Source organism: Nonomuraea sp. NPDC051941 (assembly GCF_044593615.1).
The window spans coordinates 38,825-65,241 of record NZ_JBIUCF010000017.1 but is presented as its reverse complement, the minus strand read 5'-3'; the positions used below and the strand labels follow the sequence as shown (position 1 = coordinate 65,241).

The 26,417-nt window shown below is 72.8% G+C and carries 23 protein-coding genes and 1 pseudogene; 10 read left to right on the top strand and 14 right to left on the bottom strand.

The genetic code is table 11. The features are described 5' to 3' along the window. Positions 1–53: 53 nt before the first annotated feature. The 5 genes from ACIHFD_RS27700 to ACIHFD_RS27680 all read left to right on the top strand — a co-directional run bounded on the left by ACIHFD_RS27700 (position 54) and on the right by ACIHFD_RS27680 (position 5,245). Complete coding sequence (locus ACIHFD_RS27700; RefSeq protein ID WP_397369311.1) at positions 54–743, top strand: DUF2306 domain-containing protein; 690 nt, start codon at positions 54–56, stop codon at positions 741–743. Positions 744–817: 74 nt separating this feature from the next. After that, complete coding sequence (locus ACIHFD_RS27695; protein WP_397369310.1) at positions 818–2,449, top strand: FAD-dependent oxidoreductase; 1,632 nt, start codon at positions 818–820, stop codon at positions 2,447–2,449. A gap of 55 nt (positions 2,450–2,504) precedes the next feature. Further along, positions 2,505–3,776 (top strand): sensor histidine kinase, encoded by a 1,272-nt coding sequence (locus tag ACIHFD_RS27690; protein WP_397369309.1) that lies wholly within the window; start codon positions 2,505–2,507, stop codon positions 3,774–3,776. Beyond that, positions 3,773–4,429, top strand: coding sequence for a response regulator (locus ACIHFD_RS27685; RefSeq protein ID WP_397369308.1), 657 nt, complete (start codon positions 3,773–3,775; stop codon positions 4,427–4,429). The genes ACIHFD_RS27690 and ACIHFD_RS27685 overlap by 4 nt, the downstream gene beginning before the upstream one ends. Before the next feature lie 27 nt (positions 4,430–4,456). Continuing rightward, positions 4,457–5,245, top strand: a complete 789-nt coding sequence (locus ACIHFD_RS27680; RefSeq protein WP_397369307.1) for an N-acetylmuramoyl-L-alanine amidase — start codon at positions 4,457–4,459, stop codon at positions 5,243–5,245. 17 nt (positions 5,246–5,262) lie between these two features. On the opposite strand, the gene ACIHFD_RS27675 is transcribed toward ACIHFD_RS27680, so the two are convergent. The 3 genes from ACIHFD_RS27675 to ACIHFD_RS27665 form a co-directional block, all read right to left on the bottom strand. Then, positions 5,263–7,821 carry a sugar-binding domain-containing protein gene (locus ACIHFD_RS27675; RefSeq protein WP_397369306.1) on the bottom strand — a complete coding sequence of 853 codons (2,559 nt, stop codon included), beginning with the start codon at positions 7,819–7,821 and terminating at the stop codon, positions 5,263–5,265. An 18-nt stretch (positions 7,822–7,839) separates the two neighbouring features. Continuing rightward, positions 7,840–8,874 (bottom strand): glycosyl hydrolase 53 family protein, encoded by a 1,035-nt coding sequence (locus ACIHFD_RS27670; protein ID WP_397369305.1) that lies wholly within the window; start codon positions 8,872–8,874, stop codon positions 7,840–7,842. A 161-nt stretch (positions 8,875–9,035) separates the two neighbouring features. Next, complete coding sequence (locus ACIHFD_RS27665; protein ID WP_397369304.1) at positions 9,036–9,971, bottom strand: hypothetical protein; 936 nt, start codon at positions 9,969–9,971, stop codon at positions 9,036–9,038. 179 nt (positions 9,972–10,150) lie between these two features. Here ACIHFD_RS27665 and ACIHFD_RS27660 point away from each other — a divergent pair, with 179 nt between their 5' ends. Next, a complete protein-coding gene (locus ACIHFD_RS27660; RefSeq protein ID WP_397369303.1) occupies positions 10,151–11,308 on the top strand; it encodes an alkaline phosphatase PhoX in 1,158 nt (385 codons plus the stop codon). A gap of 50 nt (positions 11,309–11,358) precedes the next feature. Here ACIHFD_RS27660 and ACIHFD_RS27655 read toward each other — a convergent pair whose 3' ends face one another. Further along, positions 11,359–12,684 carry a phytase gene (locus ACIHFD_RS27655; protein ID WP_397369302.1) on the bottom strand — a complete coding sequence of 442 codons (1,326 nt, stop codon included), beginning with the start codon at positions 12,682–12,684 and terminating at the stop codon, positions 11,359–11,361. A gap of 116 nt (positions 12,685–12,800) precedes the next feature. Continuing rightward, the gene (locus ACIHFD_RS27650) at positions 12,801–13,451 is read right to left on the bottom strand and encodes a TetR/AcrR family transcriptional regulator (protein ID WP_397369301.1); all 651 of its coding nucleotides are present in this window, start codon (positions 13,449–13,451) and stop codon (positions 12,801–12,803) included. A gap of 163 nt (positions 13,452–13,614) precedes the next feature. On the opposite strand from ACIHFD_RS27650, the pseudogene ACIHFD_RS27645 reads away from it, so the two are divergent. The 3 genes and pseudogenes from ACIHFD_RS27645 to ACIHFD_RS27635 all read left to right on the top strand — a co-directional run. After that, positions 13,615–15,066 (top strand): annotated as a pseudogene (locus tag ACIHFD_RS27645) (MFS transporter); the annotation flags it as partial. A 231-nt stretch (positions 15,067–15,297) separates the two neighbouring features. Beyond that, on the top strand, positions 15,298–15,909 hold the full coding sequence (locus ACIHFD_RS27640; protein WP_397369463.1) for a collagen binding domain-containing protein: 612 nt from the start codon (positions 15,298–15,300) through the stop codon (positions 15,907–15,909). 63 nt (positions 15,910–15,972) lie between these two features. Further along, a complete protein-coding gene (locus tag ACIHFD_RS27635; RefSeq protein WP_397369300.1) occupies positions 15,973–16,950 on the top strand; it encodes a YceI family protein in 978 nt (325 codons plus the stop codon). 98 nt (positions 16,951–17,048) lie between these two features. Here ACIHFD_RS27635 and ACIHFD_RS27630 read toward each other — a convergent pair whose 3' ends face one another. The 3 genes from ACIHFD_RS27630 to ACIHFD_RS27620 all read right to left on the bottom strand — a co-directional run bounded on the left by ACIHFD_RS27630 (position 17,049) and on the right by ACIHFD_RS27620 (position 19,187). After that, positions 17,049–18,014 (bottom strand): NAD-dependent epimerase/dehydratase family protein, encoded by a 966-nt coding sequence (locus ACIHFD_RS27630; protein ID WP_397369299.1) that lies wholly within the window; start codon positions 18,012–18,014, stop codon positions 17,049–17,051. Next, a complete protein-coding gene (locus tag ACIHFD_RS27625) occupies positions 18,014–18,448 on the bottom strand; it encodes a MerR family transcriptional regulator (protein ID WP_397369298.1) in 435 nt (144 codons plus the stop codon). Before ACIHFD_RS27625 ends, ACIHFD_RS27630 begins: the two co-directional genes overlap by 1 nt. Positions 18,449–18,608: 160 nt before the next feature. Beyond that, the gene (locus ACIHFD_RS27620; RefSeq protein WP_397369297.1) at positions 18,609–19,187 is read right to left on the bottom strand and encodes a helix-turn-helix domain-containing protein; all 579 of its coding nucleotides are present in this window, start codon (positions 19,185–19,187) and stop codon (positions 18,609–18,611) included. Between the two features lie 100 nt (positions 19,188–19,287). On the opposite strand from ACIHFD_RS27620, the gene ACIHFD_RS27615 reads away from it, so the two are divergent. Then, positions 19,288–20,184: an SDR family oxidoreductase gene (locus ACIHFD_RS27615; RefSeq protein ID WP_397369296.1), complete on the top strand. Its 897-nt coding sequence runs from the start codon at positions 19,288–19,290 to the stop codon at positions 20,182–20,184. 56 nt (positions 20,185–20,240) lie between these two features. Here the strand turns inward: ACIHFD_RS27615 and ACIHFD_RS27610 are convergent, their stop codons facing one another. The 6 genes from ACIHFD_RS27610 to ACIHFD_RS27585 all read right to left on the bottom strand — a co-directional run bounded on the left by ACIHFD_RS27610 (position 20,241) and on the right by ACIHFD_RS27585 (position 26,339). Next, complete coding sequence (locus tag ACIHFD_RS27610) at positions 20,241–20,852, bottom strand: hypothetical protein (RefSeq protein WP_397369295.1); 612 nt, start codon at positions 20,850–20,852, stop codon at positions 20,241–20,243. Between the two features lie 12 nt (positions 20,853–20,864). Then, positions 20,865–22,331, bottom strand: coding sequence for a multicopper oxidase family protein (locus tag ACIHFD_RS27605; RefSeq protein ID WP_397369294.1), 1,467 nt, complete (start codon positions 22,329–22,331; stop codon positions 20,865–20,867). Between the two features lie 5 nt (positions 22,332–22,336). Then, positions 22,337–22,789 carry a hypothetical protein gene (locus ACIHFD_RS27600; RefSeq protein WP_355195477.1) on the bottom strand — a complete coding sequence of 151 codons (453 nt, stop codon included), beginning with the start codon at positions 22,787–22,789 and terminating at the stop codon, positions 22,337–22,339. Next, positions 22,786–23,322, bottom strand: coding sequence for a hypothetical protein (locus tag ACIHFD_RS27595; protein WP_397369293.1), 537 nt, complete (start codon positions 23,320–23,322; stop codon positions 22,786–22,788). The genes ACIHFD_RS27600 and ACIHFD_RS27595 overlap by 4 nt, the downstream gene beginning before the upstream one ends. Before the next feature lie 76 nt (positions 23,323–23,398). Beyond that, the gene (locus tag ACIHFD_RS27590; protein ID WP_397369292.1) at positions 23,399–24,040 is read right to left on the bottom strand and encodes a response regulator; all 642 of its coding nucleotides are present in this window, start codon (positions 24,038–24,040) and stop codon (positions 23,399–23,401) included. Further along, a complete protein-coding gene (locus ACIHFD_RS27585; RefSeq protein WP_397369462.1) occupies positions 24,015–26,339 on the bottom strand; it encodes a GAF domain-containing sensor histidine kinase in 2,325 nt (774 codons plus the stop codon). The genes ACIHFD_RS27590 and ACIHFD_RS27585 overlap by 26 nt, the downstream gene beginning before the upstream one ends. Between the last annotated feature and the right edge of the window lie 78 nt (positions 26,340–26,417).

Sequence of the window (26,417 nt, the reverse complement as noted above, 5' to 3'; positions counted from 1 at the left end):
CACGAGCCCTTCCGCCGATGAACCGGCCCCGCCCCCGTTGCCACCATCGAGCCATGACCCCTACGAAGGCGGGCCGCCTCATCCCGGCCGGACTGCCCGTACTCAGCGCCGTCCCCGTGCTCGCGGGCGCCGCCCGCGCGGCCGAGCTGGCCGGCGGCGCCGCCATCCTCCCGGACGGCGCCCGCTTCCACGCCGACCCCGTGCCCGTGATGCTGCACATCGTCGGCGTCACCGTTTACAGCGTCCTGGGCGCCTTCCAATTCGCGCCCGGCTTCCGCCGCCGCAGGCCCGCCTGGCATCGGGCGGCCGGGCGGGTGCTGGTGCCGTGCGGCCTGCTCGCGGCGCTCACCGGCCTGTGGATGACCCTGTTCTCCGACCTTCCCGCCGACGACACCGGACTCCTGACCGTCTTCCGCCTGGCGGCCGGTACGGCTATGGCCGGCTCCCTCGCCCTCGGCTTCGCCGCGATCCTGCGGCGCGACGTAGCCCGGCACCGCGCCTGGATGATCCGCGCCTACGCGCTCGGCATGGGCGCGGGCACGCAGGCGGTGCTCTTCGCCGTCTGGTACGCGGCTACGGGCGGCGATGCCCATACCGTCGCCAGGGCACTGCTCCACGGCCTGGCCTGGGGCATCAATCTCGCCGTGGCCGAATGGGCCATCCGCAGGACAGCTCCCGGTCAGCCGGTCGGTGGGGCGGATCAGCCGTTCGGCGGGGTGAAGGGCTCAGCCGCCGATTCATGACATGGACGGATGTGTGGCTCGCTGCCGGATTGAGAGGCTGACGGCCCCTAGCCAGTCGGAAGGAGCGAGAACACATGCCAGAAGCGAGCGAGGGAAGTACGGGCGCGGCGGTGAGCCGTCGTGGGGTGCTCGCCGGTGCGGGCGCCGCGGCGGTCACCCTGCTGGGCACGGGCGACGCCGAGGCCCAGGCCGCGCCGGAGGCGTACGGGCCGGTGACCGTACGTCCGGGCGACATCCGCTACGACCAGCTGCTGCGCGGCAACAACTTCCGCTTCGTCGGCCGCCCGGACGAGATCCGCGTGGCCGGGTCGACCGAGCAGGTGGTGCGCGCGGTGCAGGAGGCGGTGCGGTCCGGCCGGCGGGTCGCGGTACGCAGCGGCGGTCACTGCTTCGAGAACTTCACCGCCGACTCGGCGGTGCGGATGCTGCTGGACCTGTCCCCGATGGACGCGGTCGGCTACGACGCCGGCCGGCGGGCGTTCTCCGTGCAACCCGGCGCCACCCTCGGTCACGTGTACCGGACGCTGCTCACCGGCTGGGGCGTGACGATCCCCGGCGGCAGCTGCCCCGAGGTGGGCGCCGGCGGGCACTTCGCGGGCGGCGGGTACGGGGCGCTGTCCCGGCGGTACGGCTCGGTGGTGGATCACCTGTACGGCGTGGAGGTCGTGGTGGTCGACCGCGACGGCACCGCCCGCGCGGTCGTCGCCACCCGCGACCCGGACGACCCGAACCACGACCTGTGGTGGGCCCACACCGGCGGGGGCGGCGGCAACTTCGGCGTGGTCACCCGGTACTGGCTGCGCTCGCCCGGCGTCACCGGCACCGACCCGTCGCGGCTGCTGCCCCCGGCGCCGGGGCGGATGGTGCAGCACGTGGTCATCTGGTCCTGGGAGCACATGACCGAGCAGGCGCTCACCGGGCTGATGCGTAACTTCGGGACCTGGCACGAGCGCAACAGCGCGCCCGGCTCCCCTTGCGCCGGGCTGTACGGGCTCCTCCAGCCCTCGCACCGCTCCGGCGGGACCGTCATGCTGGTCGCGCAGATCGACGCGGACCTGCCCGGCGCCGACGACATGGTGACCGGCTTCGTGTCGGCGGTGACGGACGGGGTCGACCTCACCCCGGTGTACGACCAGCGGCGGACGATGCCGTGGCTGCACCGGATGACCTGGCCGGGCAGCGGCGAGCCGGGCGACGTGATCACCCGGCGGTACAAGATCAAGGCCGGCTACCTGCGCCGCTCGTTCACCGAGACCCAGCTGGCGGCCGTCTACCGCAACCTGGAGAACGAGACCGGCGGGCCGGGCGCCGGCATGCTGCTGGTCGGCTACGGCGGGCAGGTCCGCGCGGTGGCGCCCGGGGCCACCGCGATCGCCCAGCGGGACGTGGTCATGAAGGCGGTCTACCAGACCGTCTGGGACGAGGAGAAGAAGGACGGGGCCAACCTCGCCTGGGTCCGCGAGTTCTACCGCGACGTGTACGCCGGCACCGGTGGCGTGCCCGTGCCCGGCGAGGTCAATGACGGCTCCTACATCAACTACCCGGACGCCGACCTGGCCGACCCGGCGTGGAACACCTCGGGCGTGCCCGCGCAGACGCTCTACTACAAGGACAACTACCCGCGCCTGCAGCGGGTGAAGGCCCGGTGGGACCCGCGCAACGTCTTCCGGCACGCGCTGGCCGTCGAACCTCCCCAGGCCGGTTGACCGGCATCCGGGCTAGATTGTCCGCCGGGGGCAGGCGCCGGGGAGGAGGACGCGGATGAGCGATCCGCCGGCACGGTGGTCCGTGGCGTTGACCGTCGGGCCGTACGCGCTGCTGGCGATGCTGACCGGCGTCACCGTGGCCATCAAGGGCTCGGCGGGCGAGTCCCTGATCGTCGACCTGGTGCTGTGCGCGCTGATGGCGGCGTGGATGCTGGGCGTCTTCACGCTCCGTCCCGCCTGGCGCGAGCGGGCGCCGGTGATGGCGGTGTTCTGCGCGGTGCTGATCCTGCTCATGGCGATCCTGGCGATCAGGGACCCGTGGTTCGGGGCCTTCACCCCCGCCGGGTACGTCTACGCCTTCCGGCTCCTGCGCTGGCCGTGGCAGCCGGTCGGCGTCGGCGCGGTGGCGGTGGTGGCGGGCACGGCGCAGGCGTACGGCGTGGACAAGACCACGGTCGCCGGCCTGGCCACCTACGGCGCCGTCGTGGCCGCGAACGCCCTCCCCATGTGCGCCTTCGCCTGGTTCGCCCGGCGCGGCGCCCGGCAGAACGAGGAGCGGGAGCGCGCGCTTCAGGAAGCCCGCGAGGCGAACCGCAGGCTGGCGGCGTCGCTGGCGGAGAACGCGGCCCTGCACGAACGCCTGCTGGCGCAGGCGCGCGACGCCGGCGTGCAGGACGAGCGGCAGCGCATGGCGCGGGAGATCCACGACACCCTGGCGCAGGGGCTGACCGGCATCGTCAGCCAGCTGCGCGCGGCCGAGCACGCCGGCGACGATCCGGCGGCCTGGCGCGGGCACGTCGCCGCCGCGACCAAGCTGGCCAGGGAGAGCCTGTCGGAGGCGCGGCGGTCGGTGCACGCGCTGCGTCCCGAGCCGCTGCGATCGGCCATGCTGAGCGAGGCGCTGGCAGGCGTCGCCGAGCGCTGGTCGGCGCTGCACGAGATCCCGGTCCAGGTCACGACGACCGGTACGGCGCGGCCGATCCGGCCGGAGGCGGAGGCCGCGTTGCTCAGGATCGCGCAGGAAGCCCTGGCCAACGTGGCCAAGCACGCGCGGGCGACCAGGGTGGGGGTGACGTTGTCGTACCTGGAGCACGAGACGGCCCTGGACGTCCGCGACGACGGCGGCGGCTTCGACCCGGCCCAACTCGACAACGCGCTGGACGCCGCCGCCGACGGCTTCCGGGCCGATCGCGGCGGGTTCGGCCTGATCGCGATGCGGCAGCGGATGGAGAGCCTGTCCGGCACGCTGCAGGTCGAGTCGGAGCCGGGCGCCGGCACGGGCATCTCGGCCCGCGTCCCCGCCGAGCGGGCGGAGGTGAGCGCGTGAGCCGCCCAGCCGGCCCGATCGGGCTGCTGATCGTGGACGATCATCCGGTGGTCAGGGACGGGCTCGCCGGCATGTTCGCCCGCGACCCGGAGTTCGAGGTGCTCGGCGAGGCCGCCGACGGGGCCGAGGCGGTCCGGCTGGCCCAGGCCCTGCGTCCGGACGTGATCCTCATGGACCTGCGGATGCCCGGCATGGACGGGGTGAGCGCGACCAGGGAGCTCGCCGAGCGGGGCAGCGAGGCTCGCGTGCTGGTGCTGACCACGTACGACACCGACAGCCACGTGCTCCCCGCGATCGAGGCCGGCGCCACCGGATACCTCCTCAAGGACGCTCCCCGCGACGAGCTGCTGCGCGCGGTCCGGGCGGCGGCGCGGGGCGAGGCGGTGCTCGCGCCGTCGGTGGCGGCCCTGCTGATGAGCCGGGTACGCCGGCCCGCCCCGGGGCCGCTCAGCCCGCGCGAGGTCGAAGTGCTGCAACTGGTGGCGGCCGGAGCCACGAACCGGGAGGCGGCGGCCAAGCTGTTCCTCACCGAGGCCACCGTCAAGTCCCACATGCTGAACATCTACGCCAAACTCGGGGTGAACGACCGCGCCGCCGCCGTCACCGAGGCGTTCAACCGGGGGCTGCTCGTCCCACGAAATCCCGGGTCCTGACGGGTCATCGCCGGATACGGTCTGATCATGCGCGTTCATCGACCTGGATTCGTGGCACTCGCCGTACTGGCCGCGTTGTCCGGTGGGTGCGGTGGCGCCGCGCCGGCCCCTGGTGGGGCGGGCCTCCCGGCGCCGCCGGGCACGGGCAAGGGGCCGCTGGCAGGCAAGGTCGTGGTGCTCGACCCCGGGCACAACGGCGGGAACGCCGCGCACCCCGAGCAGGTCGACCGCCAGGTCGACATCATCACCAAGAGCAAGGCCTGCAACGCCGTCGGCTTCAAGACCGCCGACGGGTACGAGGAGAACGCCTTCGCCTGGAGCGTCACCCAGCACCTCAGGCCGCTCCTGGAGACGATGGGAGCCCGGGTCGTGCTCACCCGGAGCAACGACGAGGGCATCGGCCCCTGCGTCACCGAGCGGGCGGCCATCGGGAACGAGGCCAGGGCGGACGCGGTGGTGTCCATCCACGGCGACAGCGGCAAGCCGAGCGGGCACGGGTTCCACGTGATCACCCCCGGGCTGATCGCCGGGCGCAACGACGAGGTCATCGAGCCGTCCCGCAAGCTCGGGCTGGCGATCCGCGACGCGTACCGGGACGGCACCGGCATGCCGTACGCGAACTACCGAGGCGAGGACGGCCTGCGGTCCCGCACCGACCTGGGCGGGCTCAACCTGTCGACGCGGCCGGTCGTGTTCATCGAGTGCGGCAACATGCGCAACGCGGGCGACGCCGCCAAGATGACCGACGTCGCCTTCCGCAAGCGCATCGCCGACTCGCTGGCGAACGGGATCAAGAACTATCTCACCGGCGCCTGACCGAGTCGCGGCGCCGGTCAGTACGTGGCGGGCAGCTGGGTGGTCAGGCCGGCGGTCACGGCGAACGAGACGGACGTGACGCTCGCGGTGGCGGCGGTCAGGCCGGTGGCGGTGGCGCGCAGGGTGATGGTGCCCGGCGTGCGGGAGGCCCGGATGAAGACCCGGTTCACCCCGGCCTCGGTGTCGAGGTAGGGCTTGTGGACGCTGCCAGGTATGCCCGGGTTGAAGCCGCCCAGGAAGGCGGCCGGGCCGGTGAGCGTGAAGTCGACCCGGGCCTGGTGGGTGGGCATCCGGCGGCCCTGCGCGTCCACGGCCTCGACGTCGAAGAAGGCGATGTCGCTGCCGTCCGCGCGTAATCCGCCGGGCGCGGTGCGCGGCGTCAGCCGGAGCGAGGTGGCCGCGCCGGTGGTCGTCTTGGAGGTGCGGACGATCTCCTGACCGGCCGCGTCGTAGCCGACGGCGGTGATCGTGCCGGACTGCCAGCCGACCCCGGCGAAGGAGTACAGGAAGTCCTGGGTCGCGGAGGTGTCGTCGCCCACCTGGGCGCCGTTGACGAGCAGCCGCACGCGGCGGACGTGGGAGGAGGCCATGACGTACACGGTTTTGGCGGTGCCGGCGGGGTAGGTCCAGTGCCCGATGATGTGGATGTCCGGGGTGGGGCTCTGCATGACGCGGAAGGTGTGCAGCGACTCCTTGGGGATGCGGACCGCGTCGACCCGGCCGGACAGCCGGGCGCACTCCCAGTTGTACTGGCGGCCGTGCTGGTTGGAGTCGGCCCAGACGAGGGCGGCGGCCCCGGAGTAGCGGCGATCGCCGGGCCCCTGGATGCGCTGCCCCCAGAACTCGTAGCGGGTGGCGGCGGCGTGCGGGCCGGCGAAGTCCTCGGAGGTCAGGTGGTAGGTGACGTCCGGGCCGGTCACGTAGCCGAAGTCCGGGGGAGAGTAGTTGTCCCAGACGCGCCGCGGCGCCTCGTCCCGGGTGTACTCGCACTCGATGATGGGCTTGCGGTCACGGGCGTAGGCCGAATAGTGCCGGTTGAGCATGGTGCCGACGTATTCGGCGGCGTCCACCGCCGCGGTCCCGCCGTACGCGGAGTCGTCGGAGATGGCGCGGCAGCCCATCGCCCGGCCGCCGTTCGGGTCCCAGGTCTTGCGCAGATCGGTCATCTGGCGCATGTGATCGGCGGTGATCCAGTTGTTGCCGGCCTCCCAGAACAGGATGCTGGGGCTGTTGCGGAAGTAGATGAGCACGTCGCGCATGAGCTCGACCCGCTGCTCCCACTGCCGGCCGGTGGCGTCGGACTCCTTGTCGCCCGCGGGCTGGACGGAGACGATGCCGTACCGGTCGGTCATGCGGATGTTCGCGGGGGTGGTGGCGACGTGCATCCAGCGGATCAGGTTGGCGTTGCTGTCGCGGATCATCTCGCCGTCGAGGTGCGTCATCCATTCCGGCACGGCCCCGCCGATGGCGGCCCACTCGTTGGTGGCGCGGACGGCGTAGCCGGTGAGGAAGACGTGCTTGTCGTTGATGTGGACGCCGCCGCCGCTGGTCCCGCCCTTGAACTCCGCCTTCCGGAATCCGGTGACGATCGGGTACGCGTCCAGCACGGTACCGCCCTCCGAGAGGACCACCTCCACGGTGTAGAGGTACGGCCGGCCGGGCTCCCAGAAACGCAGCTGGCTGATCCGCTGCGACAGCTTGACGATCTGCGTCTGCCCGGCGGCCAGCGTGACCGGCGATCCGGTGATGGTGGCGCGGACCTGGCCGTCGGCCTGGACGACGTTCGCGGAGACCGTGACGGTGCGGGCGGAGGTCTGCTCGTTGCGGACCTGGGCCTCGACGTTGACGGTCGCCGTCGCGCCGGAGACGTTCACGACGCTCGGGTAGACGTACGTGCCGACGGTCCGCAGGTTGGTGTAGAGCGGCAGCGTGAAGTACGTCCTGGGCAGCACGTACATGCGCACGCTGCGGGTCAGCCCGCCGTAGGTGGGGTTGAAGTCGCGGGTGTCCCACTGGAAGGCCGTGCCGGTGGACTGCTCGGGCCGCCATTTGGTGTTGTCGGCCTTGACCGCGATCACGTTCTCGGCGCCGAAGAGCACCTGGCCGGTGATGTCGAAGCCGAACGGCGTGACGCCGTACTCGTACAGGCCCACCTGGGTGCCGTTGACGTAGACCGTGGCCGCCTGCCGGACGCCCTCGAACTCCAGCAGCACCTTCTGCCCGGCGTGCGCGGCCGGGAGGGTGAACCGTTTGCGGTACCAGACCGGCTGCATCGCGACGGCGGACTCGCCGGAGCTGGTGATGTAGTTGTCGAAGGAGTCGACGTCGTTGAAGGTGTGCGGGACGCTCACGGCCGCCCATGCCGAGTCGTCGAATGAGGGCGCCTGCGCGTTCGCCACGTCCTGCTTGATGAACCGCCAGTCCGGGTTGAGGTTGTAGACCACGCGGCCGCTCGCCGTCGCGGCGGTCGCCTCGTCGGCGCGGGTGAGCCCGGCGGCGCCCAGCGCCAGGGCGCCGGCGGCGGCCAGCACCGTCCTCCTGCGCACGCCGGAGGCGGGTTCGATCGCTTGTCCCATGGGGCTTCTCCTGCCGGGTCAGACGTTGAGGAATCCGTCCATGGCGGCGGTGGGCCGCAGGGTGGCGGGGTCCCACGCCCCGCTGCCGTAGGTCGCGAACGGCGAGTAGACCTCGGGCTCCCAGTAGAACGTGCCGAGGCCGCCGAAGCTCTTCAGGCCGGTGATGAAGGCGCGGAGCGAGTCGCGTACCTGAGTGGGCTTGTTCAGCGGCCCGCCGTACTCGACGTGCATGACCGGTTTGCCGTACGTGCTCTGGATGGTGTGCATGTTGTCCAGCACCGGGGCCACGTTGCCGCCCTGGGCGTAGGAGGACAGGCCGGTGATGTCCCACCGGCCGCCGTTGTCCCGGTAGGCGTTGAGGAAGTTCTGGACGCTGCCGAGGTTCTGCGGCTGGGCCAGGTGCACCAGCACGGGCGTGGCCGGGAAGACGTGCTTGACCATGTCGTAGGCGGCGTTGAGCAGGCCGGTCATCTGGGCGGGGCGGCTGATGCTCCCGACCGGCTTGCAGATGCCGGAGTTGGTCTCGTTGCCGATCTGCACCCATGCGGGCGTGACGTTGTTGTACTTGATCACGTTCATGGTGTGGTAGACGTAGTCGTACATCGCGTCCAGCATCTGGCTGTAGCTCATCGAGGCCCAGGCGGCGGGCGGGTTCTGCACCCCGACCGAGTTCCAGGTGTCGCCGAAGTGATAGTCGACGAGCACGGACAGCCCCGCGTTCTTGCAGCGTACGGCCATCGCGGCGGTCTCCTCGACGGCACAGTGGCCGTGCACCGGGTCGCCGGAGGGGTTGACCCAGGTCCGCAGGCGGATCGCGGTGATGCCGTACCCCTTGAGGATGGTGAACAGGTCCTGGGCGGTACCGGCGCCGTTGCGCCAGCTCCGGCCCTGCGCCTCCATCTGCGGCATCCAGCTGATGTCGGCGCCCTTGACGAAGGTCGCCGCCTGAGCCTCCGGCGTTCCCGTGCCCGCGCCCAGTGCGAGCGCGCCGGCGCCGAGGAGGACCGCCCGCCTGCTCAGCCCAGCGGGTACGGACGTGCGCATGTCTGCCATGACCGACTTCCCCTTCCTAGGGTTAAAGCGGTTTAACCGTAAGAATCCAGTCTGGGAGCGTCAAGGTCGGCTGTCAGTGACGTGGTGGGAGCGGGGAGACGGGCCTGCTGGGCCGGGGATGCCCGCTGAAAGTTTCATGCCGCGTGAAAGCGTTTCCGCGCTCACAGAGCCCGGACGCGGACGTCCCGGAGCGCGCTCCGCACGAAGCTCTCGTCGCCCGAGGCGGCCAGGTAGAAGCCCGCGCGGCAGGCGCTGCCCGAGATGGCGTGGCGCGGGTCGAGGACGACGGACGCCGGGCCCTGCCGTTCGCAGTCGGGGTCGTGTCGGCCGACGGGGGCCAGCACCAGCATGCGGCGGCTCAGCCCGCCGAGCCACAGCTGCGGGCCGACGAGCACGCCGTCGCGGATCTCGCCGGGGCGCGACAGGCGCAGCGGCCCGCCGGCCGACAGGGTGAGGAAGCCGTCGGGGGTGAGTGTGCCGCGCAGGTTCTGCGCCCAGGCCCGCCGCTGCTCGAAGGTCATCCCGGCCCGCTCGTCCTGCAACGCGACCCGCCAGTCGCCGAACGCGAACAGCAGGACCGGGCCGGCGGTGTCCACCCCGAGTGGCCCGGGCCAGAGCGTGACGTCACCGGTGAGGCGGCGGATCATCGGCCGGCCGGCGGCGGTCTCGGCCTCGCCGTACAGCGGGGCGGTCAGGGAGCGGAACTCCCCGCCCCTCCCGGCGCCGGTGAGGGTGCCGCTGGTGTACGGCCGGGCCCCCAGCGAGGCCAGGTTCAGGCCGGCCGGGTAGGTCACCTCCGCCCGCGACGCGTCGGGGAACGTGACCCGCAACGTCCTGGTCCCGCCCGTCCCGCTCGCCTCCGGGTAGACGGCGTTGGGATTCACGGTGACCGCCTCGCGCACCGGCTTCGGTTCCGGCGGCTCCGGCGCGGGGCGGCTCGTGTCCCGGCTCGTGAGAATCCCGATGAGCGACCCGATGAGCGACCCGATGAGCGACCCGATGAGCGACACCGCCGCGAGAGCGACCAGCACCGCGATCCCTGCCCGGCGTGGCCTGCGCGGGCCCTGCTCGATGATGTCGACCCGGCCCGCGGTCATCGGCCTTCCTCTGTCGTACGGCTGTCCCCACTCAGTTCAGACCATCGGCGGGTGCGACGCCACGCCGGGCACGGGAATGTGATCCAGCGCACTATTCCCGTTAACTTCTCTGACGGGCGAATGTCGGTTTGATCGACATACTGTCGGCGAGGCCGCACCCCCTCAAGGAGGTTTCGTCGATGGAACGCCGTAATTTCCTGCGCGCGACCGTGCTCGGCGCGGGCACCGTCGCCTTCTCCGGCAGTCTGTGGCAGGGCGCCGCCCTGGCCGCACCGGCGCAGAACGCCCCCGGTCCCTACGGCCCGCTGCAGGCCGCCGACGCCAACGGCATCCAGCTTCCGGCCGGCTTCACCAGCCAGGTGATCGCCCGCTCCGGCCAGTCCGTCCCGGGCACGTCCTACACCTGGCACAACGCCCCTGACGGAGGCGCCTGCTTCGCCGACGGCAGTGGCTGGATCTACGTCTCCAACTCCGAGATCAACCCCGGCGGCGGCGCCTCGGCCATCCGTTTCGACTCCGGCGGAGCCGTCACCTCGGCGAACCGGATCCTGTCCGGCACCCGGCAGAACTGCGCGGGCGGGAAGACGCCCTGGAACACGTGGCTGTCGTGCGAGGAGGTCAGCCTGGGCTTCGTCTACGAGACCTACCCGTTCGACGGCACCGCCGTGCAGCGGCCCGCGATGGGCCGCTTCAAGCACGAGGCCGCCGCGGCCGACCCCGTACGGCAGGTGATCTACCTCACCGAAGACGAGACCAACGGGCGTTTCTACCGGTTCGTCCCCACGACGTGGGGCGACCTGTCCTCCGGCACCCTCCAGGTGCTGGTGGCGGGATCGGCCACGTCGGGCTCGTTCACCTGGGCGAACGTCCCGGACCCGGACGGCTCGCCGACGGCGACGCGCAGCCAGGTGTCCGGCTCCAAGTCGTTCAACGGCGGCGAGGGCTGCCACTACGCCGACGACACGGTCTGGTTCACCACGAAGGGCGACAACCGGGTGTGGCAGGTCAACCTGACCGGCAACACCTACGAACTCGCCTATGACGACAGCCTCGTCAGCCCCGGCACCCCGCCGCTCACCGGCGTCGACAACGTCACCGGCTCCACCTACGGCGACCTGTACGTGGCCGAGGACGGCGGCAACATGGAGATCTGCCTGATCACTCCCGACGACAAGATCTCCGCGTTCCTGCGGATCAGTGGCCAGAGCTCGTCGGAGATCACCGGCCCGGCCTTCAACCCCGCGGGCAACCGGCTGTACTTCTCCTCCCAGCGCGGCACCTCGGGGTCGTCGTCCGGCGGCATCACCTACTGCGTGACCGGCCCGTTCCGGACCTGACCCGGAAAAGGCGGAATGGGTCGCCGGAGTGATCCGGCGACCCATTCATGTCAGCCGCGCGGGTTCCAGCCGGTGACGTCGACGTCCAGCCCGAGGCGGCGAGCGATGTCATCCCACTTCACATACTTGAAGTCGGTGTTCTCGCGCACCTCGCCCTCCGGATCCGTCGCCTCGGGGGTGTTGGCGCCGTCGTGGGTGACGAACAGGCCCTTGGGGAACCGGCGGCCGAGCGGCACGTTGATGACCATCGTCCCGTCGCTGCCCTGCACACCGTCGATGCCGCCGCTCTCGCCGACGCGGAAGGAGCCGAGGTAGGCGTTGTCACCTCTGCGGTCATAGACGGCGAAGGTGTCGCTGCCCTGGCTGGAGGCGATCAGGTAGCCCTTGCCGTCCTTGCCGTAATAGATGGTCAGGCCCTCGGCATCCGCCGTCAGGTTGTCGCCGCCGTATCCGGGGTCGGCTCCGGGGGCACACTCCTCGGTGGCGGGGTCGTAGGTGGCCGGTACGCCGTACTCGCGGACACGGTCGACCAGCTTCGGTGAACCGGTGAGATCGCCGGAGATGCGCCAGATGCCGACGTCCTCCTGGGCCGCGTAGAGCGTGCCGGTCTGGGCATCGACGACCATGCCTTCGATCTGCGGGCCCACGCCCGGCTCGTCGCACGGGCTCCAGCTCTGGCCGTTCGGAAGGGTGAAGCTCGACGGGAGATCGATGGTCCGGAGCGTCGTGTAGCCGATCTTGCCGCCGGGGGCGTCGGTGAGCTTCAGCAGCGCGAGCCGCGTGGTGTGCCGGCGGCTGACCAGGACGTAGGTGCCCGAACCCCGCTTCCACGTCGCGAGGCCGTACACGGTCTCGGCGTCGTTCACCTCCGCCTGGGTCGCGTTGAAGACGAACGGCGCGGCGGGGTCGGTGACGTCGGTGAGCGGCTGCCGGTTCTGGCCCGCCTTCGCCGGATTGATCCGGTAGACGCGCAGCTTGTCGGAACCACGGTCGGAGGCGACGAAGACGTCCGACCGGCCCGCCTTGGACGCGTGCCCGTAGACGACGTCCACGTTGTTCAGCCGGCCCGGCTCGTCGTCCTGACCCGGCGCGGCCGGTGCGGGCAGGTGCTGGAGCTGCCTGCCGTCCAGGTCATAGAGGTACAGACCGCCCTCCTTGGCGGTGGTCGCGATCAGGCTCTCCGCCGGAGAGGTGGGGTGGACCCAGATCGCCGGGTCGTCGCCGTTGGCATTGCCGCCGGCCTCGTCGTCGAACAGCGGCGGGGTCTCGACCCGCGGCTCGACGGCGGGCAGGTCTTGCGCGGTCGCCGGTGGGACCAGGGCACCGAGCAGGCCGATCGTCAGCGCTGCGGACGCCAGCGAGGTCAGGGGGCGCATCGACTTCTCCTCATCAAGGAACCTTGCTGCCTTGATCCTCATGAGCGAAGCCGACCGGACCATGAACCGAACCGGAACTTCCGCCCAAATCGAGGCGCGAGTCGCAGGGGCGCCCGTCAGGGCTCGCGGGTGACGGGCGCGAGCCACATCCCGACGAGCGCGTCGATCAGGCCGGTCGCGGCGTCGTGCCAGGTGGAACGGGGGGTGGGGGCGCCTTCGGCGAGCGCGCGTTCGCGGTCGGCGCACGTGAGCACGATCAGCTGGCGGGCCATGTCGCCGCGCTCGGCCCGCACCTCGGCGGGCAGCTCGGGCAGGCACCGGTTGAACCCCTCGACGGTCTGCCGCAGCGAGGGGGAGGAGCGGGTCTCGTCACCCATGATCGCGCGGAGCGCGGGGTCGGTCATCACCTGGGCGACGAAGCGGGCGTACCAGGTGGGGGAGCCTAGGTCCGCCAGATGCTCGGTGACCGGGCGCACCATGCAGGCGACCCAGTCGCGCACGTCGGCGGAGTCGCCGAGCTCGGCCACCATCCGCTCGCGGATCCGCTCGACCGGCTCGGCGTGCTTGCGGGCGATCGCGCGTACGAGGTGGGTCTTGGTGCCGAAGTGGTAGCCGACGGCGGCGTTGTTGCCCTGCCCGGCGGCCTCGCTGACCTGACGGTTGGAGACGGCGAGCACGCCGTGCTCGGCGAACAACTGCTCCGCCGCCGCGAGAATCCGCTCGCGGGTCACTCCGGCGCGCTCGGCGCGTACGGTCTTGCCGGTCATCGGCACCACCGTACCGGAACGTCACGCCTGCTCACGAGGACCTCCTTCGGGGGCCTGACCGTCGGTTGTGTTCAGTAAATCGACGCTGTTAGCCTTAAGTCAAGCGACTGATTTACTAATACCTCGTCGTTTGCTTCCCTCAACCCCGCAACGGAGACCTCGCATGGCCAACATCCCCGCCCGCCGCGCCCACGCGGCCGACCCCCCGCGGTCGAGCACCTTCGTGGTGGTGCTCGCCTTCGCCGGGATCGTGGTGTCGTTGATGCAGACCCTGGTGATCCCGCTGGTTCCCGAGCTGCCCAAGCTCCTGGGAGCCCCGGCGTCCGACACCACCTGGGCGATCACCGCCACCCTGCTCGCCAGCGCGGTCGCCACACCGGTGGTGGGACGGCTGGGCGACATGTTCGGCAAGCGGCGCATGCTCCTGCTCAGCCTGATCCTGCTCGTCGCCGGGTCGGTCGTGTGCGCCTTCAGCGACTCCCTGACGCCCATGATCGTCGGGCGGGCCCTGCAGGGCCTGGCCTCCGGCGTGATCCCGCTCGGCATCAGCATCATGCGGGACGAGCTGCCCGCCGAACGGCTCGGCTCCGCGACCGCGCTCATGAGCGCCTCGCTCGGCGTGGGCGGCGCCCTGGGCCTGCCCGCCGCCGCCCTCATCGCCGAGAACGCCGACTGGCACGTGCTGTTCTGGACCGCGGCCGGGCTCGGCGCCGTGGCCCTGGTCCTGGTGCTGGCCCTCGTGCCCGAGTCCGCGGTGCGCAGCGGCGGGCGCTTCGACCTGGTCGGCGCCGTCGGGCTGTCGGCCGCGCTGGTGTGCCTGCTCCTGGCGATCTCCAAGGGCGCCAGTTGGGGCTGGGGCGACCCGCTCACGATCGGCCTGTTCGCCGCGGCGGTCGTGGTGCTGCTGCTGTGGGGCTGGTGGGAGCTGAGCACCCGCGAGCCGATGGTGGACCTGCGCACCACCGCGCGGCGTCAGGTGCTGTTCACCAACCTCGCCTCCACCATGATGGGCTTCTCGATGTTCGCCATGTCCCTGGTGCTGCCGCAGTTGCTGCAGCTGCCGGAGGCCACCGGCTACGGACTGGGCCAGTCGATGCTGGCGGTGGGCCTGGTGATGGCGCCGTCCGGCCTGGTGATGATGGTGCTGGCGCCGCTGTCGGCCCGCCTGTCCGCGGCCAGGGGACCCAAGGTCACCCTGATGATCGGCGCCGTCATCGTCGCCGCCGGTTACGCGCTCAACATCGGGCTGATGTCCGAGATCTGGCACCTCGTCCTGGTCTCCTGCATCATCGGGGCCGGCATCGGATTCGCCTACGCCTCCATGCCCGCCCTCGTCATGGGGGCCGTGCCGGTGTCCGAGACGGCCGCCGCCAACAGCCTCAACACCCTCATGCGCGCCGTCGGCACCTCCGTCTCCAGCGCCGTGGCGGGCGTCGTCCTGTCGCAGATGACCACCACGTTCGGCCCCGTCGCCCTCCCCTCCGAGGACGGCTTCCGCGTCGTCATGGGCATCGGCGCCGGAGCCGCCCTCCTCGCCTTCGTCCTGGCCGCCTTCCTCCCGCGCCGGAGCGCCGCCGCCCCCACCACGGCGCACGCCGCCGCCCCGGCGCCTTCCGCGCACGGTTCCGCGCACGGGCCAGCGCACGTGGATGAGCCCGCGTACGCGCCGGTGGGCACCGCCTGGACGGACGCGCCGGACGGCGGCGTCGAGATCCGCGGCATCGTCAGCGGCGACGACGGCCACGCGGTCGGCCACGCCACGCTGACGCTGATCGACTCGCGTGGCCACCAGCTCTCCCGGGCCGTGACCCTGGCCGACGGCGGGTACGCCATCTGGACGCCCGGCATGGGCACCTACGTCCTGATCGCGTCGGCCGCCGAGCGCGACCCGCAGGTGGCCACCCTCGTCGTGGGCGACCGGCCGGTCGACTTCAACCTGATCCTCACCGGCTCGAACAGGCTGACCGGAGTGGTGCGCGACCTGGAGGGCAAGCCGGTGTCCGGGGCGGTCGTCGTGCTGACCGACGTCCGCGGCGAGGTCGTCACCACGGGTGCGACCGACGGGGAGGGCTCCTACAGCCTGTCCGGCGTGACCTCGGGCGGCTACACGCTCGCGGTCAGCGCGGACTCCTTCCGCCCGGCCGCCGTCCCGGTCGAGGTCGCCGGCGCCGGCCAGACCAGGCAGGACGTCGAGCTGCGGCCCGGCGCCCGGATCCGCGGCACCGTACGGGTGGGCGACGGCGGCCCGCTGAACGACGCGCGGGTGACGCTGCTGGACGCGGCCGGGAACGTGGTCGGCACCACGACGACCGGCGAGGACGGCGCGTACGCCTTCGCCGACCTGACCGGCGGCCAGTACACGCTCATCGCCACCGGATACCCGCCCGTGGCCGACACCGTGAGCATCAACGGCCGCGACGACGACGACCGCGACCTGTGGCTGGTCCACGCCGACTGACACCCGACACCGCGACGACTGCTCGAAGGGACGAGCAAGGAAAGCAGGGAGAGCAGGAGCACCATGTACACCAGCCAAGAGCAGGCCGGGCGGAACGCCACGGCGAGCCGGCAGACCGAGCGGAGCGCTCCGGCAGGTCGGCAGGACGAGCGGAGCCCTCAGAGCGCCCCGGCGGGCCGGCAGGGCGAGCGGGGCACTCCGGGGGACCGGCAGAACGCCCTGGCCGCCCGCCGGGGCCTGCACGCCCTGATCCGCACCAAGGACGGGTGGGCCGTGCAGCACGCGATCGTCACGGTGACCGACCTGACCGGGCAGCAGGTCGCGCGGGCCGAGGCCGACGCCGAGGGCGTCGTGTCGACCGGCCCGCTGACGCCCGGCGTCTACACGGCCGTCGCCACCGCGGCCGGATATACACCAGCCGCGATGACGGCCATCGCGACCGGGTCCGGCGCCGCCGAGCTGGGCACGGTGGTGCTGGCCCGGCAGGGCGGCGTCGACCTGCCCCCACCCGGGATCTGGACGCTCGACCCGGCCCACTGCACGATCGCGGCGACCGCCCAGCATCTGGGGCTCAGCACCGTACGGGGACGGTTCACCCAGTTCGCCGGGCGGATCGAGGTCGGCACGGACCCGGAGACCTCGTCGGTGGCCGCCGACATCGTGGCCGCCTCGATCGAGACGGGGAACGGCACCCGCGACGACCATCTCCGCTCGGCCGACTTCCTGAACGCCGCCGCGTACCGGATGATCTCCTACCGCAGCACCGGGCTCACGCCCGCGGGCCCCGACCGGTGGATCGTGCACGGGACGCTGACGCTCGCCGGGGTGCAGCGGCCCGTCGACCTCGACCTGGCCTACCTCGGCACCGGCCCCGACCCGTGGGGCGGCCTGCGGGCGGCGTTCCGGGCCGAGACGGAGCTGCGCCGCGAGGACTTCGCGATGACGTACAACCAGGTCGTGCGGGCCGGGGTCAACCTGATCGGGTCGACGCTGAAGGTGGAGCTGGACATCCAGGCCGTGCAGGGGGCGTCCCTGCCCTAGGCGAGAGTTTCCCGGGACCGGCGGTACCAGGCAGGCAGCCAGACGACGGACGGGCTCGCGGACCGTGCGGAACCCCCGGCGATGGTCGGTTCCGTCGCCTACACCAGGCCGAGGTCGCGCAGGCTCTGCGCCGTCTGCACAATCGTCGTCTCGGCGGGCCGCGGACGCCAGCCGAGCTCGCTGCGGGCCCGGTCGTTGTGGATGATCGGCCGGGGCGGGTCCTCCCCCGGCACCTCCTGCGTGGGTACGCGTGCGCCCGCCGGGCCGAGCCCTCGGCGCAGGATCTGGGCCACCTCCAGGAAGCTCAGCGTCGCGCCGTCGGCGACGGCCAGGAAGCGCTTGCCCGCGGCTTTGGGCTCCGCCATGGCGCGAAGGTGCAGGTCGGCCACGTCGCGCACGTCGACGACGCCGAAGCGCTGGCGGGGCGCGAGGCTCATCGTTCCGTCGAGCATCGCCTTGATCAGCTGCGTCGAGGAGCGCAGGCCGGTCGTGAGGGTGGGCCCGAAGATAGCGGTCGGGTTGACCACGACGAGTTCGGTGTCGCCGCCGTCGCGCTCCATCAGGGCCCATGCGGCCCGCTCGGCGATCGCCTTGGAACGCGGGTATGGCGCCAGGCCCGGCGTGTCGGGATCGGTCCAATCGTCTTCGGTGAACTCGGCGCCCGGCTTGGGCGTGTATCCGACCGCGGCGAAGGACGAGGTGAGCACGACGCGCCGGGCACCCGCGTCGCGCGCGGCACGCAGCACCCGCAACGTGCCCTCCCGGGCGGGGACGATCAGCTCGTCAGGGTTCTCGGGCTGGGTGACCGGGATGGGCGAGGCGACATGATGAACCTCCTCGCAGCCGGCCACCGCGGCGGGCCAGCCGTCGTCGGCCATCAGGTCGGCGGTGACGATCTCCAGGCCGGCGTCGTCGGCGTCGCCGCGGCGCACCGCCGCACGCAGCTCGGCCTCCTGAGCCGTCCGGCGCACCGTGGCGCGTACCGGTCTCCCGGCCCGCAGCAGTGCGGCGATCAGGTGCGTCCCCACGTAGCCGGCCCCGCCGGTGACCAGGACCCGGCTCATCACAGCACCCCCAAGCGACCGGCCGCGTCGATGGAACGCCGCATCGCCTCGGACTCCGCGGCCGTGTCGCCGCGGTCGCGAGCGTCCCACAGCGCCGCCTTCTCTCGCAGATAGGCCAGCCGGGCATGTTGGGCGACGATCTCGGCCTCGATGCGCTCCGCGTGACGCAGCAGCAGATCGCGCTGTTCGGCCGCCGCCACCCGCCCGCGGGTGCGGTTCGCCAGGTAGGTGCGCATGTCTTCGATGCTCACGCCGACCGCGCGAAGGCAGGCCAGCGCCTCGATCACGTGAAGATCCTCGTCGCGGTAACGCCTGTGCCCGCTGGTCTCGTCACGGTCGATCGGGCCGACCAGCCCGACCTCCTCGTAGTAGCGCAGGGTCGGCTCGCTCAGCCCGCTGCGCCGGGACATCTCATGGATGGTCAGAACTGCCATGCGGTCAGCGAAACACACCTCAAGCGCTTGAGGTCAAACGCGGGGTCTGTGCCGTCCGGACCGGTGACGTCCAGGTACAGCGCCCGGGCGCCGCCACCGATCTCAGCGGGTGCCGCCCGGTCCGGCGCACTGAGCGGAGAGCGACCGCGTCAACATCGGGTCACACGGTCTCGGCACGGGTCAGGTCGCTGATGGCGGCGAGACCTTCGCGTTGCAGGTCGAGCAGATCGCGGGTCTCATCGGGTGCGATCCACCGGGCGAAGGCCGTTTTGAACACCAGAACGCCCAGCTCGCCGGCCAGGGAAGCGGTCACCTGGGCGATGCCGCGGGCGGCGAGCGCGGCGGTCACGGCGTGGGAGAGCTTGGCCAGCTTGAGCAGCTCGCGCTCCCGCAACTGCTCGTTCGCCGTGATGATCCCGTTCCGCATGCGGGAGAAATCCCGGCCCCGTCCGTCCTGTAGGACCCGGCCTCCGGCATCGAGCGCCGCGGCGAGCAGGCCGGCCATGGACGCGTCCGCCGGGGCGTCGGCGATCGCGCCCACGAAGGCGGCTTCGAGCTGCTCCCCGCCGGCGAACAGCACCTCGCGCTTGTCCGCGAAATGCCGGAAGAACGTCCGCTCGGTCACCCCGGCCCGCCCGGCGATCCCGGCCACGGTCGTCGCCTCGAAGCCGTCCTCGGCGAACAGCTCCATCGCCGCCCGCTGCAGACGATCCGACGCTCCAGGTGCCCAACGTGCCATGTCCGGATCGTAGCCCGAACCGAGGTGATGACAGAGCCTGACATCACGGCTATGCTGGTGATGTCAGCCCCTGACATCATTCTTGGAAGCGAGCCCAACCATGCACGTTTTCGTCACCGGAGCATCCGGATTCATCGGCCGCGCCGTCGTCGCCGAGCTCATCGCCGCCGGTCACGAGGTGACCGGACTGGCCCGTACCGAGGCATCGGCATCCGTCATCAAGGACCTCGGGGCGGACGTCCACCCCGGCGACCTCGACGACCTCGACGAGATCCGCCAGGGCGCGAACGCGGCCGACGGCGTCGTCCACCTCGCGAACAAGCACGACTTCGCCCACCCCGAGATCTCCAACCGCGCCGAGCGGGCCGCGGTCCAGACCATCAGCGACACGCTCGCCGGGTCCGATCGGCCGTTCGTGCTCGCGGCCGGCCTCGCTCTGCCCGGCCTCGGACGCCCGTCGACAGAGCGGGATCCCAATCCCGCCGTCGGCCCGGACTCACCGCGCGGCGGTGCCGAGAACCTCGCCCTCACCTACGCCGACCGTGGCGTACGGGTGATTTCCGCCCGCTTCGCCCCGACCGTCCACGGCGAAGGCGACCACGGCTTCATCTCCATCATCGCCCAGGCCGCCCGACGGCGCGGAGCCTCCGTCTACCCCGGCGAGGGGCACAACCGCTGGCCCGCCGTCCACCGCTCCGATGCCGCGCGCCTGGTCCGGTTGGGGCTCGAGGACGCCCCCGCCGGCACGATCCTGCACGCCGCCGCAGAAGAGGGCGTGCCCGTCCGGCGGATCGCCGAAGCGCTCGCCGACCGCCTCGGCGTGCCGGCGAAGCCCGCCCCGGCGGAGCAGATCGCCGACGAGATCCCGTTCATCGGCGGGTTTCTGGCCGCCGACTTCCCAACAACGAGCACGATCACGCGCGAACTGCTCGGCTGGCGGCCCACCGGCGCCACCCTCCTGGAGGACATCGCCGCAGGCCACTACGACCAACCCTGAACCGACCGTGATCACGGGCGACGCGGTGCCGGCCGCGCCGCCCGCTCCCACCGGCATCACCGGCGCAGGCCCACGAGCAGCGTCCACGCGGGGAACATCGTCCAGACGACGGCGCCCGGGATCCCGCCGGCGGCCCAGGCCCACGACACGTCGAAGACGACCGTGACGAGGAAGCCGACGCCGAACGCCCCGACGGCGACCGGCAGCCCGATCACGATGGCGCGGCCGAGGCGGGTCACGGCCGGGGGCAGGGTGCCGGTGCGCGCCCCCGCGGCGCTGATCGCGCCCGCCCAGCACATGCCGGCGACGGCGCTCAGGCTCACCGGGACGACCTGGTACTCGAACGGCATCAGGCCCGTGAGCAGCAGCGCCTGCAGCACGACGACCAGGACGGCGGCGACCAGGCCGATCCTGGTCCACCCGCGGGCGCGGGCGTCGCCGGCCATGAGGCGGCCCAGGCCGCGGACCACCGGCACGAGCGCCAGGTACTGGAGCAGGACGAGGACGTCGTTGGCCGGGCCGAGCCAGCTGTCGCCGGGGTCGTCGGCCCAGGGCCGCGCGACGACGTAGAACAGGACCAGGAACGCGTCCGCGACCAGGCCCGTGACCCCGCCGGCCACCGCCTGCCGGCGCAGCGACGCGGGCAGCGGGTGCGGGTCCGTCTTCACCGGTGTTCTCCTTCACTCTCGCGAGTTGCCCGCCGGGTCGCCGATGAGGAACGGGGTGGTGACGTTCTCGTACATGAGGTGGACGAGCAACCCCTCACGCGCGTGCGGCAGGTTGTGGCAGTGATCGACCCAGATGCCGGGGTTGTCGGCGAGGAAGGCGATGTCGTAGGACTCGCCGTCCTCGACGTTCAGGGAGTCGACCCACCAGGGGGTCCCGGTGGCGGGCACGCCGTCGCGGGCCAGCACCACCGCGCGATGGCCGTGCAGGTGCATGGGGTGCACCTCGCCGCTGTCGTTGACGATCGTCATGCGGACGACGTCGCCGTCGGCGACCGTGAACATCGGCACGTCCGGATACATATGGCCGTTGACGGTCCAGTACAGCCCGGGGACGCCGTCGAGGAAGCCCGGCCGGCGGCCCATCTCGTAGCGGAAGGCGCGGTCGGGGTGCGCCGGGTCGAAGCCGAGGGGCGCGGGGGTGCCGTAGGTCAGCAGGTCCAGGGTGGCGGCCGGGCGGGCGCTCGCCGGGACGTCGGACGGGCGGCCGAGCACCACCGACAGCGGCCCGCCGATCTGCACCCGTACGGAGCCGCCGCCGGACGGCATGGTCACCTCGAGGTCGGCCCGGCCGCCCGCCGTCACGAGGACGGCGGCGTGCTCGACCGCCGTGGGGCCGTGCAGATCGGTGCCGTCCACGGCGACCAGGCGCCAGGCGGCGCCGGTGACCCACACCGGGGTGGGGCCGTTGTCGGTGTTGATCACGCGTACCCGCGCCGTGGCACCGGGCGGGGCCGGGACGGTGGCGTCGGACTCGGACCCGTTGACGGTGCGGATCCCGTGGTAGAGGTGCGACAGGGCGACGACGTCGAGCGCGGCCTGCGGGCGCGCGGGCCGCACGACCAGGGCGCCGAAGAGGCCGCCCGCGACCTGCTCGTGCGACAGCTGGTGGGAGTGGTACCAGAACGTCCCGGCCCGGCGGACGACGAACCGGTAGACGAAGTCCCGGCCGATCCGGACCGCGTCCTGGGTGACCCCGGCGACGCCGTCCTGGCCGCCCGGGACGTCCACGCCGTGCCAGTGCAGGGTGACCCCGCCGGGCACCGACGCGTTGACCAGCCGCACCTGTACGAGCTGGCCCGCCACGGCCGTGATCTGCGGGCCGGGGGAGCGGCCGTTGAAGGTGTACCCGTCGATCTCGCGGCCCGACGCCAGCCGCACGCGCTGCTCGCGCGCGGTCAGCGTCACCTCGACGTCCGGCCTGCGCGCCGGGTCGGCGACGAGGGTGGTGATGTCGTGGGTGGCGGCGTTCCGGTGGTGGTGCGGCGCGACCGCCTGCCGGCCGCCGTCGGCGTACCCCATGTCCATGACGGAGTACGACCGCGGCAGCCGGCTCGCCTGCCACAGCCAGCCCAGCGGGACGACGACGGCCAGCGTCGCGGCGCAGGCCGCGACCAGCCGCACGCGACGGGTGAGGACCATGACCCTCACACCGCCGCCGAGGCGGGCGCCTCGGCGGCGACGGGCCGGGCGCGCCGGGCCGCGTGCAGGGCGACCGCGAACAGCGCCATCGCGTTGAGCCCGTGCAGGCCGCCCACCCACGGCAGGTCGTGGCCCGAGTAGCCGAGCATCGCCTGGACGGCGACGAGGAGCAGCACGAACGCGGCGAACTTGACCCCACCCGGGATCCGGGCGAAGAACGAGACGATCAGGAGGAGGAGGGCGACGACCGGAATGACGAGCCCGCCGTTGATGCCGTGCACGATGAGGCCGACGACCTCCGGGAAGGCCAGGTCGTCGCTCTCCATGACGGCCTTGTCGAACACGTTGCCGGCCGAGACCCACTTGCCGAGCCCGGCGATGGCCAGGACGATCGCCGCCGCCTGGACGGCGACCTCGACGGCGACGGCGTACGCCAAGACCTTGTAGACGATTCTCATGGTTCCTGTCCTTTCGACGGGGAGCGGAGCGCCTTGACGAGCAGGGCGGCGCCGAGCGGGGCGGCGCCGAGGAGGTAGGGGACGGCGAGGTCGGCGGTGAGCGCGCCGAGCAGGGCGGCCACCGCCGCGATCCCGCCGATGACCGGGTGCGCCAGCCCGGCCCGGCCCGCCACGTACGACAGTCCCGCGAGGGCGGAGGCCGCGCCGACGGCCAGCGCGGGCGGCAGGACCGGGCCGGCGACGTGGAGCGCCGCCTCGACCGTCGCCGCCGAGGCGACCAGGCCCAGCAGCGCCAGGACCACGGCGGCCGGCGCGCGGCCGGCGTGGCGAGGTCCCCAGGCGGACAGGTCGCGGTACACGAGCGAGACGGCCACGACGGCGAGCCACGCACCGGTGACGCGGACGAACCCGAGGGCCGGCCCGCCCGCCAGGCGTCCGGCCGGGCACAGGGCCGGCTCGCCCGCCAGGCACCCGGCCAGGCAGACCGCCGACGACGCCATCAGGCACAGCCCGCCGGCCACCCGCGTCCTCATGACCGCCAGCGTCGGCGCCACCGCGTCCCGGCGTCACGGGGCAGATGTCCCAGCCGGCCCGGGAGGCCGGGCCCCGCTATCGGGGTTCGCCGCCGAGTCCCGCTTCGCGGGCCCGGACGATGGCCGCGGACCGGTCGGTGACGTGCAGCTTCGTCAGGACGTTCGAGACGTAGTTGCGTACGGTCTTGCCGCTCACGCCGAGCCGCTGGGCGATCGCCATGTTGTCCAGGCCGCGGGCGACGAGCCCCAGGACCTCGTGCTCGCGCTCGGTGAGCTGCGGGAACGGCGACGCCACCGCGGCCCGGGCGAAGTGGGCCAGGATCCGCGCGGCCACGCCGGCGCCGAAGACCGCCTCGCCACGGGCGACCGCGCGTACCGCGGCCACGATCTCCTCGGGCCCGGCGCCCTTGAGCGCGTACCCGTGGGCGCCCGCGCGCAGGGCGGCCAGGACGTTCTCGTCGTCGTCGTACATGGTCAGGATCAGCGAACGGGTGGGCAGGCCGGCGGCGCGCATCCGGGCGGTGACCGTGAGGCCGTCGCCGCCGGGCATGTTCACGTCGAGCACGGCGACGTCGGGCCGGTGCTCGACGGCCAGGCGCAGGGCGTCCGCGCCGGTGGCGGCCACGGCCAGCACGGCCATCCCGGCCTCGGCGTCGAGCAGGGCCCGCAGGCCCGACACGAAGACGGGGTGGTCATCGGCGAGGATCACCCTGATCATGGTCCCCTCCCAGGCTCGTCGGCAGAAAGGCGCGGATGTGGGTGCCGCCGCCGGGCGGGGAGCGCATCGACCAGGCCCCGCCCACTTCGGCGGCCCGTTCCCGCATGGAGCGGATCCCCACGCCGGCCGTCCGATCGGGGTCGAGCCCGCGGCCGTTGTCCCGCACGGTCACCTCCACGCCGCCGTCCGACGGCGTGACCGTGGCCGTGCAGTGGGTCGCCTCGCTGTGGCGGACCGCGTTCGTGATCGCCTCGACGGCGATCCGGTAGGCCGCCGTCTCGACCGCGGCCGGCAGCGCGGGCAGCGGTTCGGCGCCGACGACCTCGATGGACATGGCGCCCGACAGGGCCGCCGCCCGCGCCCGGATCGCGCCGACGACGCCGAGCTCGTCCAGCGCGGGCGGGCGCAGCGCCTCGACCAGGCGCCGCACATCGGTCAGCGACGCGGCGGCCTCCGCGGAGATCTCGTCGAGCAGCGGACGCGCCGCCGAGCCGGCCGGTACGTCCCGCGCGGCGAGGCCGGCCTTGATCCGGATCGCGGCCAGGGTCGGGCCGAGACCGTCGTGCAGGTCGCGGCGTAAGCGGCGGCGCTCGTCCTCGCGCGAGGCCACGACCTCGGCGCGGGACCTGACCAGGTCGTCATGCAGCCGCACGGCCTGCACCGCGGTGCCCACCTGCTGCGCCAGGGAGGCGATCAGGCCGAGGTCGACGGGGTCGAGCGGGTCGTCGCTGCCGCGGGCCGAGACCCGCAGGTGCCCGATGAGCGTCCCGTGGTAGCGCAGCGGCTCGACGTGCACCTCGCCGACGGGGACGCCGTACTGCGTGGCCAGGTGACCGGCGCCGGAGCCGTCCACCAGGTCGATGGCCGCGTGCGGGACACGCAGCGACCGGGCCACGGTCTCGACGATCGCGGGCAGCACGTCGGCGGGCAGCAGCACCGCCTGCAACCGGGTGCCGAGGCGGGTCAGCGCCGCGGACGGGTCGCGGCGGTCGCCGTACATCACCCGGTTGACCGTGCTCTGCGCCAGCGCGCGCAGCGGCGCCAGCGCGAGCGCCGCACCGGCCGCGGTGAGCGCGGCGGCCACCGGCTGCGACAACCCCAGCCCGCTGACCAGCAGCGCCACGACGGCCGCGTACCCGGCGACCAGGATCGCGACCACGCTGGCGTACACGAGCGACCGGTTCGCCAGCCGCTCGATGTCGAACAGACGATGGCGGCGCAGCGCCACCCCGATCCCGGCCACGAACGGCAGCCCCGACAGCCCGAGGGCTCCCGGCGGCAGGGGACGCGCCGCGGCGAGCAGCTCGGGAAGGTGCCAGCCGGCCAGGCTCAGCAGCGTCGCGACCGCGCCGCCCGCCACCAGCCAGCGCATCCTGGCGCGCATCAGCGGATCGGGGTTGCGGCGGTAGGCGGCGAGGCCCCACACCGTGCTGGTGACCAGGACGGCCGCCACGACCGCAGTCTGGCCGCCGTGCACCAGACCCAGCCAGCCGAGTGCGTTGGGCACCAGTGGCGCGGCGAGCGCGCTCCAGAGTGCCATCGCGGCCGGCGGCGCGGCGTACGCGAAGGCCATGGCCCGGCGGCTGCGGGCCGGCAGCGGCCGGGGCGCGGTGAACGCGATCGTGAAGGCCAGCAGCCCTCCCCAGGAGATCGAGTACGCCACGACCGTGTTGAGGTGGAACAGCCACAGCTGGGCGCCGCCGGTGGCCAGGGCCAGGACGGGCAGCCCGGCGGTGACGGTGAGCGTGCTGCCCAGCAGGCCCGCCGCGAGCACGAGCAGCGGAGCCGTCGCGGGCTCCTCGGGCCGCCGCAGGTACAGCGCGACGGCCAGCCCGGCCAGCGTGAGCACGAAGACGAGGTCGCCCCAGCCCTCCATGAGCAGCGGGTACGGATCGGGGCGGCCGACCCGGACCGTCACCGTCGTCGGCCGCTCGCGGACCACGTCGTAGACCAGGGTCGTGCCCGGCCGCGGACGGGGCACGAGGCCCAGACCGTCGGCGAGCCGATGCCCGGCCACACCGGTCACCAGATCGCCGGTCCGCAGCCCCACCCCGCCGGACGCGCCCGGCGCGCTCACGGGGGCGCCGGGGACGCCCACCGGAATGCCACCGTCTGCCGGGGTGCCCGGGACGTTCACCACCACGCCGTCGGCGCGCCAGCCCAGCGGCACCACGCTGCCGTCCGACGGCGCGTCCAGCCCGGCGGCGGTCGCCACCACGCCCAGCAGCACCAGGAGGATCGCCACTCCCGCCGGAATCCGGCGCGACCACCCTGACGGGCCCGGCCACAGTCGCCACATGGACACGCACACATCGTGACCGACACCCCGGCCGGAAAACCATCACCCGGACGCCTACGGTTTGGATGGAAAGGCGTG